Raw genomic sequence first — 18133 nt, 5'->3', positions numbered from 1 at the left:
CGCGTATCCGCGCTTGCGTGGGGGGGACAACGGGTCTACGTTTACGGTAACCGAAAATGGAGGGCGGATTATGGCGCCCGAGCGTCCCCGGGGGGAGGACGCGATCCCGCAGCCCGATGCCCTGATGGGGGCGGGTGCGGTCGAACCGTCTACCCCTCATGACTCCCGGTCGGGATCGCAGCTTTATGCCGCGCTCGATCTGGGGACCAACAGTTGCCGGATGCTGATTGCCCAGCCGAAGGGCAGTCAGTTTCAGGTCGTGGACAGCTTTTCCAAGACTGTCCAGCTTGGCGTGGGGCTTGAAGCCTCGGGCCGGTTGTCGCGTGCGTCCATGGGGCGCACGGTGCAGGCGTTGCGCATCTGCCAGAAGAAAATCGAAAAGCATGGTGTCAGCCGGATGCGGCTGGTTGCAACAGAAGCCTGCCGCCGTGCCCGCAATTCGCGCGACCTGATGCGCCAGATCCGCCGCGAGACCGGCCTGTCGCTGGAGATCATCCCGCCCGAGGAAGAAGCGCGGCTGGCCGTCATCTCCTGCGCGCCGCTGGTGTCGCGCCGGACCGAGCAATTGCTGGTCGTGGATATTGGCGGCGGCTCGACCGAGCTGGTCTGGATCGACCTGTCCGAAGTTGCGCCCGAGGACCGGCAGCGCGCAATCATGCGCCTGCATACCGGCTTCAACCAGCAGGGCGAGACGGCGGCGCGGGTGGTGGACTGGATTTCGGTCCCGCTGGGAGTGGCGACGCTGAAAGACCAGTTCCATGATGTCGAGGACGACGCGGCGCGTTTTGCGCTGATGAGCTGGTTTTTCGAGGAAAACCTGGCCAGCTTTTCGCCCTACAACGCCGAAAACCCGCGCGAGGGGTTCCAGATCATCGGCACCTCGGGCACCGTGACCACGGTGGCTGCCAGCTTCCTTGGCCTGCGCCGCTATGACCGGACCAAAGTGGACGGGCTGCGCATGACCTCGGGGCAGATCGACACGGTGATCCGTGACTACCTTTCGCTTGGCCCCGAGGGCCGGCGCACCGACCCGCGCATCGGCCGCGACCGCCATGCGCTGATCATGTCAGGCGCGGCGATTCTTCAGGCCCTGATGCGCATCTGGCCGACCGACCGCCTGTCGGTGGCCGACCGCGGCTTGCGCGAAGGGCTTCTTTACGCACAGATGAGCGCCGATGGCGTTCTGGAAGACGGACCTTACACATGACGACACCGCCCAAGAACACCTCTGGCCGGGGCCAGCGCGACCTGCGGGTCCGGGTCAAGACCGCCAAGGGGCGCAAGCTGTCCTCGACGCTCTGGCTCGAACGGCAGTTGAACGATCCTTACGTCCAGCGGGCGAAACGCGAGGGCTATCGCGGCCGTGCGGCCTTCAAGATTCTGGAACTGGACGACAAATACGGCTTCCTGAAACCCGGTGCGCGGGTGGTGGACCTTGGCTGCGCGCCCGGAGGATGGTGCCAGGTCGCGGTGGAGCGGGTGAATGCGCTGGGGCAGAACCCGAAAAAGCCGCTGGGCACCGTTCTGGGCGTCGATCTGCAAGAGGTGGAGCCGATTGCCGGGGCCGATATTCACCAGCTCGATTTTCTGGCGGATGATGCCGATGACAAGGTGAAGGGTTGGCTGGGTGGCCGTGCCGATGTGGTGATGAGCGACATGGCCGCCGCCGCCTCGGGGCACAAGGGTACCGATCACCTGCGCATCATCGCGCTGGTCGAGGCCGCGCTGGCCTTTGCCTTTGACGTGCTGGAGGATGGCGGCACCTTTGTCGCCAAGGTGCTGGCCGGTGGTGCCGAGATCGAGATGCAGACCATGCTGAAAAAGAACTTCACCAAGGTCGCCAATGTGAAACCGCCAGCCAGCCGGTCTGACAGTTCGGAAAAGTTCGTGGTGGCCATGGGCTTTCGCGGGCGTCAGGTGGAAGGCGGTGAGGGGCAGGACGAGACCTGACAGGCCTGGACCGAATTGAAAAGGGCGCCGGTTGGCGCCCTGTTTCATTCCCACATTCCCGGTTCTGCACCAGAAAGGGCGTCAGCCGCCCCAGTGCCGCACAGGTCCGCAATCCATATGCACGAAGTTCGAGCCGGAGTAGCGTCCCACACCACCCGATGCACAGGATTCCGCTGCGCGCGCCATCTGGCCCACCGAGCGCGATTTCAGCCGCAGGTCGGCCGCCTGACCTTTCATGTGCAGCGAATTCTTCGCCACACCGCGCGATTTCGACCGCAGCATCGCATTGGTCTTTGGGCTGCGATAGCCCGACAACAGCATGAAAGGCTCAGACACGTCCAGCAGACGATGCGAAGCCGCCATGATATCCACCGTGCGGGCATCCATCGACATCGCCTGATCGGTGCGCCAGTCACGCATGAAATGGTTAAGTTCTTTCAGCACCTCGGGAATATACTTCCCTTCGATCCAGTAGATCGTGTCGATGCTTTCCCCGGTCCGGCCCGAATACATGCGGATGCGGCGAATATCGCCGGCGCCCCGCAACAGCCCGAAAGCGTTGGAGTAGGTGGGTGCTGCCACAACCGCAGTTGCCGCGAACACACCAAGAAGGCCCCGCCGCGTGAACCCGGTTTTTTCTGCCATGCTCATTTGAAAGCCTGTCCTTCGGTCTTCTACCGCTTGTCCTGCGGTTCTGCCACTTTTGCCCAAGTGCACGAATTGTATGACACAACTCGAATCGCAACAGAAGAGGTCAGATGGACCGCAGACCCCCACTGAACGGCCAATCGGCAAATATTTGCTGAATCCGCGTCATCCTGCGGAACCGATCGGCATTTCGTGGCTGAGTTGCCAAATAGTGACAATTTACCCCCTTGATTCAGGCTTTCCGGCAACGGCCTGAACGGGATGTGAGTGGACTCGGGGGCGGAAATCCTTGAAATTTGCACAAAGTTGAATTGTCAGAGGTTGATATGCCGCGTTTCCTTCGTTCGCGCCGCAAGGCGATGCCCTGTGCGCTGGCCCTGATGCTTGCGGCGTCTCCGCTGTCCGCGCAGCCGCAGATCAGCCCTTTTGCACAGACCGTCGCCATCGCTGCCGCGAAGGATGACACGCTCGCGGGCTTCTACGCGAAACGCAACTATCAGCCAATCTGGACGGCCCCCGATTCCGCTGAACGCCGGGCCATTCTTCTGGGCGCCCTGTCGCGCGCGGCCGACCATGGCCTGCCGGTGCAGCGTTACGATGCGCGCGCTCTGGCCGAGGCACTGCGCGCCGCCCGCACTGAAGGTGACCGCGCGCGGCTTGAGGTGAGGATGACGCGCGCCCTTCTGGATTATGCGCATGACCTGCATTCCGGCGTGCTGGAGCCCAGGAAAGTCGATTCTACCATCGTGCGCACCCTGCCACGGCTGGAGGATGCGCAGGTGCTTGGCATTGCGGAACACGGCGATCTTGCCGCCTTCCTCGGCTCGCTGGCGCCCGGCGCACCAGCCTATGCCCAGTTGATCAAGGCCAAGATCGGGATGGAACGTCAGATCGCCCGTGGTGGCTGGGGATCGCCGCTGACCAGCCGCCCCAAACCCGGCAGCAGCGGCGACGCGGTTGTGGCGCTGCGCGACCGTCTGGTGGCGATGGGCTATCTGTCGCTCTCTGCCAGCCGCGACTATGACGCCGAAATCCAGCAGGCGGTGCAACGCTTCCAGCTTGCCCATGGCCTCAATGCCGACGGCATCCTTGACGAAAGCACGCAGGCCGAGATGAACGTGCCGCCGGAGGAGCGGCTGAAATCGGTTCTCGTCGCACTGGAACGCGAACGCTGGCTGAACATTGAACGCGGCCGCCGTCATATCTGGGTCAACCAGACCGATTTCACCGCCCGCATCATTGACGACGGCAAGGAAACCTTCGTCACCCGCGCGGTGATCGGCAAGAACGTTCCCGACCAGCGCACGCCCGAATTTTCGGACGAGATGGAATATATGGTGGTGAATCCGAGCTGGTCGGTGCCGCGCTCGATTACCACCAAAGAATATCTGCCGCTTCTGAAGAAGAACCCCAATGCGGCGGGCCATCTGAAGATCGTGGACAGCCGGGGCCGGGTGGTGGATCGCGGCTCGATCAACTTCGGCAAATATACCGCGGCGAATTTCCCCTTCGCCATGCGTCAGCCGCCTTCGGACGGCAATGCGCTGGGTCTGGTGAAGTTCATGTTCCCGAACCAGTGGAACATCTATCTGCATGACACGCCGTCGAAATCCCTGTTCCAGCGCGAGGTTCGCGCCTTCAGCCACGGCTGCGTTCGGCTGGGCCAGCCCTTCGATTTCGCCTATGCGCTTCTTGCGGCGCAAAGCGACGATCCGGTGGGGCTGTTTCAAAGCGTGCTGAAATCGGGGCGCGAACAGTCGATCAAGCTGGAACAGCATGTTCCGGTGCATCTGGTCTATTTCACCGCCTTTCCGGGACCGAAGGGCGAAATGAACTATCGGCGCGACATCTATGGCCGTGACGCGGCGATCTACAATGCGCTGATCTCTGCCGGGGTGGCGCCGGGCGGGCAACAGGGCTAAATCTGGACCGGGGCGCCGGTTGCCCCGGACAAGAGGATGCCATGGCCCATACGATCCGCGACATTGCTACCGCCCTTGGTGCCGAGGCGGCCGGAAACCTTGACCTGACGGTCACTTGTGCGGCAGAGCCGCAGGCGGCCGGGCCCGAGGCTCTGGCGCTGGCGCTTGACCCGAAATATGCGGGCGGGCTGGCCAAGGGGCGGGCGCGGGCGGCGATGCTCTGGCCGGGGGCCGACTGGCAGGAGCTGGGGCTGGAGGCTGCGATCTTCGCACCGCGCGGGCGGTTGGCCATGGCGGGCCTCAGCAGGATGCTGGACGCAGGCCCCGCCATCGCGCCCGGCGTGCATGCGATGAGCGTCATTGACCCCACAGCAGAGATCGGCACGGGTGCCGCCATCGGGCCTTTTGTCACCATCGGGGCGGGGGTGCGGATCGGGCCGAATGCCCGGATTGCCGCCCATGTCAGCATTGCGGAAGGTGCCAGCATCGGCGCGGAGGCGCTGATCCTGCAAGGCGCGCGCATCGGGGCGCGGGTTACCATCGGCGACAGATTCATCTGCCAACCCGGTGCGGTGATCGGGGCCGACGGGTTCAGTTTCGTCACGCCGGAACGCAGCGGAGTTGAAGAAATCCGCTCAACCCTCGGACAACGTGACGAAATCCGCGAACAAAGCTGGACGCGCATTCATTCGCTGGGGGCCGTCACCATTGGCGACGATGTGGAAATCGGCGCCAATGCCTGCATCGACCGCGGCACCATCCGCGATACCGCCATCGGATCGGGCACCAAGCTCGATAACCTCGTGCATATCGGGCATAATGTGCAGGTGGGCCGTGATTGCCTGCTGTGCGGACAGGTCGGCATTGCCGGATCGTCCAGAATCGGCGACCGTGTGGTTCTGGCCGGGCAATGCGGCGTGAACGACAATATCTTCGTCGGCAACGATGTGATCGCGGGCGGGGCGACCAAGATCTTCACCAATGCGCCTGCGGGTCGGGTGCTGCTGGGCTATCCGGCAGTGAAGATGGAAACCCAGGTCGAGATCAACAAGGCGCTGCGCCGACTGCCGCGTCTGGCGGCGGCAGTTGCGGAACTTCAGAAAGTTGTTGCAAAGTCTTGATAATCCGGCGGGCAATCTCGGGCATCAGGAGCATGGCATGGGTGAGAGCGTCAAGGAACGGGTGATCGCCATTCTGGCGGAACAGGCGGTGATGGAACCCGCCGACATCCGCATGGAGGACAGCCTGGAGGATCTGGGGCTCGACAGCCTCGGTCTGGTGGAAAGCATCTTCGCCATCGAAGAGGCTTTCGACATTTCAGTGCCTTTCAACGCCAATGAACCGGGCAAGTCGCAGTTCGACATTTCCTCGGTGGCGGCGGTGGTGACGGCCGTCGAGGGGCTGGTGGCGCGGAAGGCCGCATGAAGCGCGTTGTCATTACCGGCGCGGGCACGATCAACGCGCTGGCCCAGGATGTGCCCGGCACGCTGGCCGCGATGCGCGAGGGGCGTGGCGGTATCGGGCCGCTGGACATCCGCGATGTGGACCGGCTGAACGTGAAGATCGGGGCGCAGGTCAAGGGATGGCACCCGGAGGACCATTTCAGCCGCCAGCAGATCCTGCTGTATGACCGCTATACGCAATTCACCCTGCATGCGGCGCGGCAGGCGGTGGCACAGGCCGGGCTCGATTTCGACGGGCATCTGGGCTATGAGACCGGCGTGGTTCTGGGCACCGCCGGCGGCGGTCTGACCACGCAGGATGAAAATTATCGTGCCGTCTACGAAGAGGGGAAGAACCGGGTTCATCCCTTCGTCGTGCCGAAACTGATGAACAACGCCGCCGCCAGCCATCTTTCGATGGAATTCAACATCAAGGGGCCAAGTTTCACCGTCGCCACCGCCTGCGCCAGTTCCAATCACGCGATGGGGCTGGCGTTCCAGATGATCCGCTCGGGCGCCTGTCGCGCCATGCTGACCGGCGGGGCCGAGGCGATGCTGTGTTTCGGGGGCATCAAGGCATGGGAGGGGCTGCGCGTCATGTCCACCGATGCCTGCCGCCCCTTCAGCCTCAACCGCTCTGGTATGGTGCAGGGTGAAGGTGCTGCGATCTATTTCTTCGAGGAATACGAACAGGCGCGCCGTCGCGGGGCCGAGATCCTGGCCGAGGTGATCGGCTTCGCCATGACCTCGGATGCCTCGGATATCGTGATGCCCTCGAAACAGGGGGCGGCGCGGGCGATTGCAGGGGCGCTGCGCGATGCGGGGCTGAACCCCGAGGATGTGGGCTATATCAACGCCCATGGCACCGGCACCTCGGCCAATGACAAGACGGAATGCGCCGCGATTGCCGATGTCTTCGGGCCGCATGCTGACCGGCTGATGATTTCCTCGACCAAGGCGATGCACGGCCATGCCATCGGCGGAACCGGCGCGATCGAGATGCTGGCCTGCCTGCTGGCGCTGAGGGAAGACGTGATTCCCCCGACCATCGGTTATGAGGAACCGGACCCCGAATGCGCGCTGGATGTGGTGCCCAATGTGGCGCGGCAGGCGCGGGTGCCGGTGGTGCTGTCGAATGCCTTTGCCTTTGGCGGGATGAATGCCGTTCTGGCCGTGCGCCGGGCACCATAGAAGCAAGCCCCACAGAAAAAGGCCGCGCAAATCGCGCGGCCTTTCCTGTCTGCGAGGCGATCAGTTCGCGGCGGCCGGGGTCGGCAATGCCTCGAACCCTTTGGTGAAGCCCTTCAGCGAGATGTTCAGAACGACTTTCTGATCGGGCGCCGCCACCGGAACGATGGTCATGGTCGCCTTGTTGCCCTTCTTCATCGTCGCCACTTCCTCGGCGGTGAAGCCCACGCGGGCCACGCAGCTTGCGCGGTCGCACCACGAGAAGGGATAGACCTTCGGCTTGCCGCCATCGACCGAGATGACGATGTTTTCGGTCAGCAGGGTTTCAAGCGGCGCAGTGATCGAGGCACCGGCCAGCGCCTTTTCCCCCTTGGGCAGCGGGAACATGCCGATCTCGGCCACCGCATTGCCCTGGTCATCCTTCAGAAGCTGGTAAAGCTGGCAAAGGTCGGGCTGGCCCTCGGCGCCACGCATGCAGCGCTCGGCCCAGTCGTCATAGGTTTCCTTGATGTAGATCGAACCGGGCGCGTCCGCCGCAGGTGCCTGTTCCGCAGCCGGTGCCGGCTCGGCCTGGGCGGCGGTTTCGGGCTGCGTCTGCGTCGCGGTGGTGTCGGCGGGCTGGGTTTCGGGCGTCGCAGTTTCCTGCGCCAGCGCCGCGCCTGCCAGACCGAAGGTCAGCGTCACAGCCAGAGCCTTGGTCATATCAATCATCGGCATAGCGATCGTTCCTCAAATCATGATGGCCGCTCGTTTAGCATGCGTCGCGCAGGGTGTCAGGCAGGAAAACAGGACCGAGAACGCGAATGTGAGGGGCAGGCGGCGGAATGCCGCGCCTGCCGGTCACGAAACGTGACAAGCCATCGTGTAGGTCACGAAACGTGACAAGCCCGCGTGAAATGTGAAAAGGGGCCGGTAACCCGGCCCCTTTTCCTTAACGGATATTGCTCCCTGTCGGACTGGCCGACTTCATTGAGGCAGACGCTACGGCCTGCGCGGCCACAGGTCAACACCTATTTTTGACGCTTTCGTGAAGCGAAATGACGTGTTCGGAATATGGGTTTCATGGAAAAAAGCCGCGTCCTTGCGGGCGCGGCCAGTTGACAGGGAGGAAGTCACCGTCCCGCCGATGCGCCGAAAGCGGTGCGAAGGCGGGAGCCAGTTCAGACTGGCACAAAGCCGTTAACATTGTATTTTCAAACCTCGCGCGCAGGCGTGAACCGGCAGGAAAGGGCGGATTGTGAGTGGTGATCAGGCTTCGATTTTCGTGGGCGGCGGCGGTGAAGGATATGGCACACCGCAAGAGCTATTGCTGAAATACGGCAACCGTCACGGGCTGATCGCAGGGGCGACCGGCACGGGCAAGACGATCACGCTGCAAATCCTGGCGGAAGGGTTTTCCGCTGCCGGGGTTCCGGTCTTCCTGTCGGATGTGAAGGGCGATCTGGGCGGGCTGGCTGTGCCGGGTTCGCCGCAAGGCAAGCTGCACGACGCCTTCATGAAGCGCGCGGCGACCATCGGGCTGGATCTGGTCTATGGCGCACCGCCCGTCACCTTCTGGGATCTTTACGGCGAGCAGGGTCACCCCGTCCGCACCACCGTATCCGAGATGGGCCCCTTGCTTTTATCGCGGCTGATGGAATTGTCCGAACCGCAGGAAGGGGTCATCAACGTCGCTTTCCGGCTGGCGGATGACGAACAGCTCCCCTTGCTGGATCTGAAGGATCTGCAAGCCATGCTGACCTTCATCGCCGAGAATGCCAAGGCGATCTCGGCCCGCTATGGCCTTGTTTCGGCGGAATCGGCAGCGGCAATCCAGCGCCGGCTTCTGGTGCTGGAAAATCAGGGCGGGGCAAAGATGTTCGGCGAACCGGCGCTGGCGCTGGCCGATCTGATGCAGACCGATGATCAGGGCAGGGGTCGCGTCAATATCCTGGCTTCCGACAAGCTGATGCAGGCGCCCCGGCTTTACGCGACCTTCCTGCTGTGGCTTCTGTCGGAACTGTTCGAGGAACTGCCCGAGGTGGGCGACCCCGACAAGCCGAAGCTGGTGTTCTTCTTCGACGAAGCGCATCTGCTGTTCGATGACGCGCCCAAGGGGCTTGTGGACAAGGTGGAACAGGTGGCGCGGCTGATCCGCTCGAAAGGGGTGGGGGTTTATTTTATCACCCAGAACCCGGCCGATGTGCCTGACAAGATCCTCGGCCAACTGGGCAACAGGGTGCAGCATGCGCTGCGCGCCTTCACCGGCCGCGATCAGGTGGAACTGACCCGCGCCGCCGAAACCTACCGCCCCAATCCGCGCTTTGATACGAAGGAGGCGATCCGCGAGGTTGGCACCGGCGAGGCCGTCACCTCGTTTCTGGAGGCGAAGGGCGTGCCCGGCATGGTTGAACGCACGCTGATCCGGCCGCCGTCGTCGCAGATCGGGCCCATCCCGGCGGAAACGCGGGCGGCGATCCTTGCCGCTTCGCCGGTGAAGGGCAAATACGAGACGCTGATCGACCGCGATTCCGCCTATGAGCGGCTGCGGGCCAGATCAGAAGCCGCTGCACGCGAGGCGGCTGCACAGGAGGAGGCGAAGGCGCAGGAAAAGGCGGGCAGCGACTGGAAGATCGACCGCAAGGAAATCGAGGAATACCGCAACGCCCGCCGATACGACCCCAAAGGCAGCACAACCGACCGCCCGCGCACGTCCGGCCGCAGCAGCAGTTCACGCAGCGACAGCGTGGCCGAGGCTTTCGCCAAAAGCTTTGCCCGGCAGCTTGGAACCAAATCAGGACAGGCGGTCATCCGTGGTGTTCTGGGTACGCTTTTTGGCAAGAAATGACCGAAAGAAGGGCATGTTGACGCCTCTTTGCCGCCGTCATTTGCACTATTCTCTCATATCGGCCAAGTTTGTTGCGTGTGGGAGGGGTTGAATGCCTATGACGGATGCCGAGCAATACATGCTCGAATTGCTCAATCGCGCCCGGCTTGACCCGTTGGGAGAGGCAAAAAGACAGGGCACCGCCCTGAATACCGGCCTGCCCTCCAGCATGAATGGCAAGATCGACGGCAGCCCGAAACAGGTGCTGGCGCCGCAGGAGGCGCTGGACAAGGCCGCGACCGGCCATTCGCAATGGATGGCCGACACCAATACCTTCAGCCACGTCGGCAAGGGCGGCTCTGCCTATGACGACCGCATTCTCGCAGCCGGATATGAGAAAAGCTATTATGGCTGGGCACTGGGGGAAAACCTGTCCTATGGCGCGGGCATCGGAACCGCGACCGAAAGAGCAATGCAGGCCCATTTCAACACACTCTGGGACAGCCCGGACCACCGCTACAACATGATGCAGGAACGCTACCGTGAAATCGGTGTTGCCGAAGTGTATGGCAAGGCCGATTTCGTGACGCTGGATTTCGGTCTCGCGTCCGAACGGGCGTGGGTGACCGGCGTGGCCTATACCGACCGCGACCGGGACGGGTTCTATTCCATCGGCGAAGGGCAGTCGGGGCTGGAGTTCACAATTCTCAAGGGCAATGCGGAAACCACCGGATCGACAGGCGGTTACGCGCTGTCGGCCAAGGCCCGCAGCGAGGTGACGCTTCAGATTGGCGGGGACATTGCGGTCGGTGTCGATCTGGGGAAGGGCAATGTGAAGGTCGATCTTGTCAACGGATCGGTGCTGAAGGTTTCGGGCGATGTGACGCTGATCGAGGGCATCAGCCGTGCCGAGCTGTTGGGTATGGTTGCGGCCGGATTGACCGGCAATGACAAGCGCAATGTGCTGATCGGGAACGAATCCCGCAACACGCTGGCGGGCGAGGCGGGTAATGACGTGCTGCGCGCAGGCGGCGGCAGTGACAGGCTGTCAGGAGGCAATGGCCGCGACCAGCTTTATGGCGATGCGGGCAATGACAGGCTGTCGGGCGGGCGCCATGCTGACAAGCTATACGGTGGCGATGGCAAGGACCGTCTTGTGGGTGATGGCGGCGCGGACAAGCTGTATGGCGGGGACGATGCCGATACTTTCGTGCTGCGCAAGGGTTTTGGCACCGACCGGGTGATGGATTTCGACCTGTCGGAAGGCGACAGGCTGGCTTTCGACGACAACCTGTGGAGCGGGGATCTGACCCCGTGGCAGATCGTGAACACGTTCGCCACCGCCACGGATGCCGGTGTCGTGTTCGATTTCGGGCGCGGCAATCTGCTGGTGCTGGAAGACGTGTATACGACCGACGGGCTGGCGGCGCGGATCGGGATATTCTGAAACCGGCTGCCGTTACAGCGGCCGGATCTTCAGACGCGTCAGCCGGTTCTCGCGTTTCGCGGCGACCTCGAAGCGGAAGCCGTGGAAGCTGAAGGCCTGACCTTCTGCCGGGATCATCTGCGCCTCATGGATCACCAGACCGGCAATCGTATTGGCCTCGTCATCGGGCAATTGCCAGTCCATCGCCCGGTTCAGGTCGCGGATCGTCATGGCGCCGTCCACGATGTAATCGCCATTGGCATCGCGGCTCAGCGCCTCTTCCTTCTGCACCACATCGAATTCATCGGTGATGTCGCCGGTGATTTCCTCGATGATGTCTTCCAGCGTGATCAGGCCCTGAATGCCGCCATATTCATCGACCACGATGGCGAAATGGGTGCGACGCTTCAGGAATTCGCGCATCTGTTCGTCAAGCGTCGTCGTCTCGGGCACGAAATAGGGCTTCATCGCCACTTTCATCACGTCGAGATCGGTCAGCGCATCGGCGACGCCGGAGTTCTGGCGCATCACCCGGTCCACTTCGCGCAGCAGATCCTTGGCATGGATCACGCCGACGATGTTTTCGCTGTCGCCACGATAAAGCGGCAGGCGCGTATGGGGAGACGACAGGACCTGTGTCAGGATCGTCTCTGACGGCAGATCGGCATCCACCATTTCGATATGGCGGCGGTGGCGCATCACCTCTTCTACCGTGCGGTCCCCCAGATGCAGGGCACCCAGCAGACGGTCACGGTCTTCCTTTTCCACCGCACCTTCGGAATGGCCCAGCGCAATGGCGCCCACGATTTCCTCGCGCATGGCCAGCATCCGGCCCTCGGGGTCGGGGGTCAGGCCCATCAGGCGCAGAAGCCCGCGCACCAGCATCCGCACCACAAGGATGACCGGCGAAAACACCACCATCAGCACCCGGATGATCGGCGCCACCCGCGCGGCGACCTGTTCGGGATAGGTGATCGACAGGGTTTTCGGCAGCACCTCGCCAAAGACCAGAACCAGTGCCGTCATCACGAAGGTCGCCAGCGCCACGCCATTCGCGCCGACCAGACGGGTCAGCAGCGCAGTCGCCAGCGAGGCCGAGAGGATATTGACGATGTTGTTGCCCAGCAGCAGCGCGCCGATCATGCGCTCGCTGTCTTCCGTAACCCGCATCGCGGTGGCGGCACCCGACGATCCCTTGTCGGCCTGTGCCTTCAGCTTGCCGCGTGAGGCGGCAGTCAGCGCGGTTTCGGAACCGGAAAAGAAAGCTGACAGCAGCAGAAGGCAAAGAATGGCACCCGCCATGATCCAGTCCGCCGTATCCAGAAGCGGTGCGGCGGCATCCATCGTTTCGGGGCTCATTCGTCTTCGGTCCTTCGGGCCAGGGGGTGATGGGTCAATACCAGCGATTTCAGATGATCGTCCAGCACATGGGTATATATCTCGGTCGTCGCAACATCGGCATGACCCAGCAGGGTCTGGATGACGCGCAGATCGGCGCCCCCGGCCAGAAGATGCGTCGCAAAGGCATGGCGCAGCGTATGCGGTGTGACCTTGCTGGGGCTGACGCCCGCCAGAACGGCAATCTGCTTGATCAGGATGTAGAAGTGGTTCCGCGTCAGATGGCCTGCGGTGCCGCGCCCCGGAAACAGGAATTTCGATGCGGGCGCGCCTTCCTTGCGCGCCAGATCCTCCGCCCGGTCGCGGCGGGTCAGCCAGTCGGCCACCGCCACGCGCGCCGGGGGCGACAGCGGCACCATACGCTCTTTTCCGCCCTTGCCGCGCACGAGGATCATCTGCGGATCGCCCCGCACCGCCGCGACTGGCAGTTCCACCAGTTCGGATACCCGCATTCCGGTGGCGTAAAGCAGTTCGACCAAGGCGCAGTTGCGGATCTGATCATCCAGTGACCGGCCCTTGTCGCGCGCGGCCTCCAGCAGGCGGTCCACCTCGTCAAGGCTCAGAACCTGCGGCAGTTTCTTTTCTCGGCCCGGTGCGGACAGCCGCAGCGCCGGATTGTCTGCCCGCCAGTCCTCTTCATGGGCGAACCGGAACAATTGCCGGATGGCCGAAAGGCGCCGGGCGCGCGTGGCGGGGGAAAGCCCCTCCGCCTCGCACGAGATCAGGTAATCCTCCACGCCTTCGCGGCTGACAGTCGTGTAATCCAGACCACGGTGTTTCAGCCAACCCGCGAAATCCAGCAGATCGCGCCCATAGGCCAGGCGCGTGTTGCGCGCAGCCGAACGCTCGGCAGCCTGTGCGTCGAGGAAGGTAGAGATCCACCGCTCCATTCCCGAGGGGGCCGTTGTCATCCGCGCCGCTCCAGCAACAGCAGTTCCAGCGCGGTGCGGCGGGCCGTGTCTTCCAGCCCCATCCGCCGCAGAAGTGACAGGCCCTCGGCCACGCCACGGGGATCGCCATGCACACCGCGCCCGACACGCGCAATAGCCCAGAGCAGCGCCTCGCCAAAGCGGCGCTCATCCAGCAGATGCTGCGGCTCGGCGGCGATTTCGGGTGCAAGGAAGGCAGGCGCTATGGCGCGGGACATGCTGTCGGGCGGGGTCAGGCCCTTGATGTTGCCGCGCGCAAGGCCGATCAGAAAGGCCTCCTGCACATCGGGCTGCGGCACGGTCGCCGCGCGATCCAGCGCCGCGCGCTCATAGGCGGGCGACAGCAACGCGATGCGGAAGGCCAGAGTCGCGGCATCGCCGGTCAGCCCGACATGCATCAGCCGGTCGCCGTAGAGGGCCGCGAAAGGAGGCTCCAGTTCGGCGCCCGCCATGGCCTGCCAGACATCCGGCAGGATGCGGGCAATACGGTCGGGTTTGCCGCTGGCAAGCGCGCTGTCAAAGCGCTGGAACAGATCGACACGATCCCAGACACCGCCCGAGGCAGCGGGCGCCCGCGCCGTATACATGCCCAGCAGCAGGTTGGGGGTGATGGCCCCCGCCCGTGACAGCCGTTCTGCGGCTTCCACCTGAGCCTTCCACCCGGCCTGTGGCCGCAATTCGGCATGGGCAAAGGCAATGGGCAGGCCCAGCGTCGGCAGGGGCTCGCCAATTGCCTCGTAGATGCGCCAGACCAGCGGCGTGGGTTGTTCGGGCGGCGGAAGCGACGGGATGCTGTCCGCGAGTTCGGCGTCAAGGAACCGGGTCAGCAGCACTTCGTCTTCCGGCTCCACCTGACCAAGGGCGCGGGCGGTGTTCAGCGTCAGGGCAGCGGCATTCCAGTCGCCCGCCCGCGCCAGACAGAACACCCGCGCAGTCAGCGTGGGGGCCAGATGCGGCGAGGATTGCATTTCGATGCAGGCGCTGTCTTCCTGCCCGGTCAGCAGCGCGATGTCGAACCGGCGTCGGAACAGTTCAGGCGTGCGTGACCGCACAAGCTGGATCAGCCCCGATGCCTGATCCAGCGCCCCCAGCGCCAGCAACTTGTCGATCCGCGCCAACAGCAGACGCCCTTCCGGCCCACTATCCACCGGCGGATTGGCCTCGGCCAGCAGAAGCGTGCTGAACAGGCCCTGAAGGGTGGGCAGGACCGGCTCTTCCGCCTCGGTGATGGTGCGGGCGATATCGCTGGCGCGCGTCAGCCCCCAAAGGTCGCGCGGCAGGCCGGTGCGCTCGGCTGGCAGGAGCCCCACGCTGTCGGGTGTGGGGGCGCCCAGCACGGTCACCGTCACCTCGGCGGGCCGCGCATCCTTGGTGACTGCCGGTTCATTGGCCGGGCGCGAGGGCAGGGGCACTGAACTCGGGATCTTGCCACCCTGAGGCGGCTGCACCCGATGCGTTCCGGGGGCTGCAACAGATTTCGACAGCCAGTCGATTGCCGACATCGGGTTGTCAGCCCGCGCGGGGTGTCCCGCAATCAGCGTCAGACCCAGAATCGCCGCCAGACGGGCAGTCTCAATTCGCATCAAGTATCACCGGCACGGAAATCTCGCGCATGTCCGGCTCGGGCAGGCCGAAATAGGCATACCCGGCCAGCCCCGCGAAGCCCAGCACCGCCAGAAGCAGAAGAAGTTTGATGATGCGCCCCATGTGCCCGGCCCTCTGACGTAGTGTTTATCCCCCGCACGACGACCGGCGGAGGTTTGCCGACGATTATATATGGCATTTCGCGCGAGTTCACGCCATTCAGGGCAAAACTTTCCGCGACCGGCAACCGATTGCCGCAGTGCCCGCGGAAAGCAGGAAAAAAGGGCGAAGGGGATGGACCGTCTGAAGAAAACCGTGGCGCTTGTCGGGATGATGGGCGCGGGCAAGACGGCGGTGGGCACCGCCGTGGCGCGGCTTCTGGGGGTGCCTTTCCGTGATTCCGACGAGGAAATCGTTCAGGCGGCACAGCGCAGCATCGCTGAAATCTTCGAACGTGACGGCGAGCCCTTCTTCCGCGCCCGCGAAACCGAAGTGCTGGGCCGGCTGCTGCGCGGCACGCCCTGTATCCTGTCCACCGGGGGCGGGGCTTTTCTGGCAGACCAGAACCGTGCGCTGATCGGCGAGGCCGGGGTTTCGGTCTGGCTGCGCGCCGATCTGGATCTGCTGTGGCAGCGCGTGCGGCACAAGACTACCCGGCCGCTGCTGCGCACCGCCAACCCGCGCGAGACGCTGCGCAATCTGTATGACGCACGTGTGCCACTTTATGCCAAGGCCGATCTGGCGGTGGATGCGGCGCCCGAGCTTTCAATCGACGACATGGCCCATCGCGTGATCGCCGCCCTTGCGACGCGGCCCGATGTGCTGGAAAGGACTGACGCATGACTGGCATCGAAACCGTTCGCGTCGCGCTGGGTGCGCGCGCTTATGATGTGCGTATCGGGGCTGGGCTGATCGGCGCGGCGGGGCAGGAAATCGCACCACTCCTGCGGCGCAAGCGCGTCGCCATCGTCAGCGATGCCCATGTCGCTGCTGCGCATCTTGCGCCGCTGCAAGCCGCGCTGGCGGCGGAGGGCATCGCGTCCGAGGCGCTGATCCTCCCGCCGGGTGAGGCGACGAAGGGCTGGCCCGAATTTTCCCGCACCGTCGAATGGCTGCTGGAACAAAAGGTGGAACGCCGCGACATCGTGATTGCACTGGGGGGCGGGGTGATCGGCGATCTGGTCGGCTTCGCCTCGGCGGTGTTGCGACGGGGCGTGCGGTTCGTGCAGATCCCGACCTCATTGCTGGCGCAGGTGGACAGCTCGGTTGGCGGCAAGACCGGCATCAATACCGCACAAGGCAAGAACCTCGTCGGCGCCTTCCACCAGCCGAGCCTTGTTCTGGCGGATATCGACGTGTTGCAAAGCCTGCCTGCCCGCGATTTCCTGTCGGGCTATGGCGAGGTGGTGAAATATGGCCTTCTGGGCGATTCCGCTTTCTTCGACTGGCTGGAAACCAACGGCCCCGCTCTGGCCGCCGGTGACGCCGCCGCCCGGCAATATGCCGTCCGCCGCTCGGTCGAGATGAAGGCCCGCATCGTCGAGCGCGACGAGACGGAGGAGGGCGACCGTGCCCTGCTGAACCTCGGTCATACCTTCTGTCACGCGCTGGAAAAGGCCACCGGCTACAGCGACCGTCTGCTGCATGGCGAGGGTGTCGCCATCGGCTGTGCGCTGGCGTTCGAACTCAGCCAGCGGCTCGGCCTTTGTTCGCAAGAGGCCCCCAGCCGCGTCCGCGCCCATCTGCGCGCCATGGGCATGAAGGTTGATCTGGCCGATATTCCGGGCGACCTGCCGGATGCAGCCGCCCTTCTGACGCTGATGGGGCAGGACAAAAAGGTGATCGACGGCCGCCTGCGCTTCATCCTCGCCCGTGGCATCGGTGAGGCCTTCGTGGCCGAAGACGTACCAAGCGATGCCGTCCGCACCCTGCTGACCCAAGCCTTGGCCCGAAGGGGCTGAGGCCAATCGGATATTTCGGAGCAAGCTCGCATCAGGCGGCTGTTCTTCGGTCGTCCGCTCATGTCCGGAAGATTGGCTGGGGTGCCAGAATTCGATGTAAGATGGAGACCGCCAAAGGGTTTCTGCCGGTCTTGTTGGCTTTGGGGCAACGAGTGGGGCGGTGAGACCAAAAGCGGCTACTTTTTCCCGGACTCCGGAGGCGGCGCAACAATGAAAGCCAACTGCCCAATCTTCGTGTTTCGTCCCCAATCGCGGTGCATCAGCATCCCGTTCACGATATAGAGTTTCTTGATCTTGTAACGTTTCTCACCTTCAGACGTTTTTAGTACAACTTCTGAAAGCTTGGGATTTACGCCTCCATAGGTAAACCTGACCAATTCCGGGTTGGACTTCTCGAGCAATTTCAACCGCTCTAAGACTTCATCGTAGTCCGTAATACGCTCGTCCTTGAAGTAGCAGACTACTTCAAATCCTCCTGTTCCGACAGCCGCCACGCCAGCAACAACAATCGTGGCTGGGGCTGTGATAAAGGCTGCGACAGCTCCAATACCGCCGCCCGTTCCTGCGATGATCCCGACTGTGCCCGCTGCCGAAGCACCTGCTGCGGTAGAGCCAAGCATGGTCGCGCCAGTGGTAGCATGAACGAGCGTATAGTAACCTGCGGCGGTCATGGCCGTTCCGGTGGTCGCTGTTGCGGCGCCTCCAGTGCCAGCTATCACCGCAACACTTCCCACAACTGACTTGGTTCCACCGTAAGCGACGGCCACGCCCCATTGATTTCGCGCTTGCGCGGTGGGGCGAGTGGAGAGAGCGGAGGTCGGTTGGTAGCTCGTCAGGGACTACGAGACGAGGTCCCTATGCACCCCGGCCCTGCTGGGC

Annotated in this window: 17 protein-coding genes; 10 read left to right on the top strand and 7 right to left on the bottom strand. The window is 63.6% G+C overall.

From position 1 onward, the window contains the following. The first annotated feature begins 70 nt into the window (after positions 1 to 70). Both D2N39_RS00080 and D2N39_RS00075 read left to right on the top strand, forming a co-directional pair. On the top strand, positions 71 to 1207 hold the full coding sequence (locus D2N39_RS00080) for a Ppx/GppA phosphatase family protein (protein WP_119132695.1): 1137 nt from the start codon (positions 71 to 73) through the stop codon (positions 1205 to 1207). Next, a complete protein-coding gene (locus D2N39_RS00075) occupies positions 1204 to 1950 on the top strand; it encodes an RlmE family RNA methyltransferase (protein ID WP_119132693.1) in 747 nt (248 codons plus the stop codon). The genes D2N39_RS00080 and D2N39_RS00075 overlap by 4 nt, the downstream gene beginning before the upstream one ends. 81 nt (positions 1951 to 2031) lie before the next feature. Here the strand turns inward: D2N39_RS00075 and D2N39_RS00070 are convergent, their stop codons facing one another. Continuing rightward, positions 2032 to 2601 carry a YcbK family protein gene (locus tag D2N39_RS00070; protein ID WP_119132692.1) on the bottom strand — a complete coding sequence of 190 codons (570 nt, stop codon included), beginning with the start codon at positions 2599 to 2601 and terminating at the stop codon, positions 2032 to 2034. A 323-nt stretch (positions 2602 to 2924) separates the two neighbouring features. On the opposite strand from D2N39_RS00070, the gene D2N39_RS00065 reads away from it, so the two are divergent. The 4 genes from D2N39_RS00065 to D2N39_RS00050 are packed head-to-tail and all read left to right on the top strand — an operon-like array spanning position 2925 to position 7153. Next, a complete protein-coding gene (locus D2N39_RS00065; RefSeq protein ID WP_119132690.1) occupies positions 2925 to 4520 on the top strand; it encodes a L,D-transpeptidase family protein in 1596 nt (531 codons plus the stop codon). Between the two features lie 41 nt (positions 4521 to 4561). Next, the gene (locus tag D2N39_RS00060; protein WP_119132688.1) at positions 4562 to 5641 is read left to right on the top strand and encodes a UDP-3-O-(3-hydroxymyristoyl)glucosamine N-acyltransferase; all 1080 of its coding nucleotides are present in this window, start codon (positions 4562 to 4564) and stop codon (positions 5639 to 5641) included. Between the two features lie 37 nt (positions 5642 to 5678). Further along, positions 5679 to 5945: an acyl carrier protein gene (locus tag D2N39_RS00055; protein WP_119132687.1), complete on the top strand. Its 267-nt coding sequence runs from the start codon at positions 5679 to 5681 to the stop codon at positions 5943 to 5945. Continuing rightward, positions 5942 to 7153 (top strand): beta-ketoacyl-[acyl-carrier-protein] synthase family protein, encoded by a 1212-nt coding sequence (locus D2N39_RS00050; protein WP_119132685.1) that lies wholly within the window; start codon positions 5942 to 5944, stop codon positions 7151 to 7153. The genes D2N39_RS00055 and D2N39_RS00050 overlap by 4 nt, the downstream gene beginning before the upstream one ends. 60 nt (positions 7154 to 7213) lie before the next feature. Here D2N39_RS00050 and D2N39_RS00045 read toward each other — a convergent pair whose 3' ends face one another. Beyond that, positions 7214 to 7867 carry an invasion associated locus B family protein gene (locus tag D2N39_RS00045; RefSeq protein ID WP_119132684.1) on the bottom strand — a complete coding sequence of 218 codons (654 nt, stop codon included), beginning with the start codon at positions 7865 to 7867 and terminating at the stop codon, positions 7214 to 7216. Positions 7868 to 8387: 520 nt separating this feature from the next. On the opposite strand from D2N39_RS00045, the gene D2N39_RS00040 reads away from it, so the two are divergent. After that, a complete protein-coding gene (locus tag D2N39_RS00040; protein ID WP_119132683.1) occupies positions 8388 to 9977 on the top strand; it encodes a helicase HerA-like domain-containing protein in 1590 nt (529 codons plus the stop codon). A gap of 91 nt (positions 9978 to 10068) precedes the next feature. Beyond that, on the top strand, positions 10069 to 11403 hold the full coding sequence (locus tag D2N39_RS00035) for a CAP domain-containing protein (protein WP_119132681.1): 1335 nt from the start codon (positions 10069 to 10071) through the stop codon (positions 11401 to 11403). A 12-nt stretch (positions 11404 to 11415) separates the two neighbouring features. On the opposite strand, the gene D2N39_RS00030 is transcribed toward D2N39_RS00035, so the two are convergent. From D2N39_RS00030 to D2N39_RS23520, 4 genes are read right to left on the bottom strand one after another with little or no spacing between them, the layout of a single operon-like run. Then, positions 11416 to 12726, bottom strand: coding sequence for an HlyC/CorC family transporter (locus tag D2N39_RS00030; RefSeq protein ID WP_119133296.1), 1311 nt, complete (start codon positions 12724 to 12726; stop codon positions 11416 to 11418). 11 nt (positions 12727 to 12737) lie between these two features. Further along, the gene (locus D2N39_RS00025) at positions 12738 to 13691 is read right to left on the bottom strand and encodes a site-specific tyrosine recombinase XerD (RefSeq protein WP_199725169.1); all 954 of its coding nucleotides are present in this window, start codon (positions 13689 to 13691) and stop codon (positions 12738 to 12740) included. Then, positions 13688 to 15292 (bottom strand): hypothetical protein, encoded by a 1605-nt coding sequence (locus D2N39_RS00020; protein WP_119132679.1) that lies wholly within the window; start codon positions 15290 to 15292, stop codon positions 13688 to 13690. The genes D2N39_RS00025 and D2N39_RS00020 overlap by 4 nt, the downstream gene beginning before the upstream one ends. After that, complete coding sequence (locus D2N39_RS23520) at positions 15282 to 15416, bottom strand: hypothetical protein (protein ID WP_267899563.1); 135 nt, start codon at positions 15414 to 15416, stop codon at positions 15282 to 15284. The genes D2N39_RS00020 and D2N39_RS23520 overlap by 11 nt, the downstream gene beginning before the upstream one ends. Positions 15417 to 15485: 69 nt before the next feature. Between D2N39_RS23520 and D2N39_RS00015 the strand changes: the two genes are divergently transcribed. Both D2N39_RS00015 and aroB read left to right on the top strand, forming a co-directional pair. After that, the gene (locus D2N39_RS00015; protein ID WP_119132677.1) at positions 15486 to 16136 is read left to right on the top strand and encodes a shikimate kinase; all 651 of its coding nucleotides are present in this window, start codon (positions 15486 to 15488) and stop codon (positions 16134 to 16136) included. Next, positions 16133 to 17254 carry a 3-dehydroquinate synthase gene (gene aroB / locus D2N39_RS00010; protein WP_119132676.1) on the top strand — a complete coding sequence of 374 codons (1122 nt, stop codon included), beginning with the start codon at positions 16133 to 16135 and terminating at the stop codon, positions 17252 to 17254. Before D2N39_RS00015 ends, aroB begins: the two co-directional genes overlap by 4 nt. A gap of 176 nt (positions 17255 to 17430) precedes the next feature. On the opposite strand, the gene D2N39_RS00005 is transcribed toward aroB, so the two are convergent. Continuing rightward, positions 17431 to 17925, bottom strand: a complete 495-nt coding sequence (locus D2N39_RS00005) for a hypothetical protein (protein WP_119132675.1) — start codon at positions 17923 to 17925, stop codon at positions 17431 to 17433. Positions 17926 to 18133 lie beyond the last annotated feature (208 nt).

Origin of the sequence: Gemmobacter lutimaris (assembly GCF_003570715.1) — a bacterium.
GTDB lineage: Bacteria > Pseudomonadota > Alphaproteobacteria > Rhodobacterales > Rhodobacteraceae > Gemmobacter > Gemmobacter lutimaris.
Note: the sequence above shows the minus strand (reverse complement) of the source record. Positions and strands in the feature narration are given on the sequence as shown.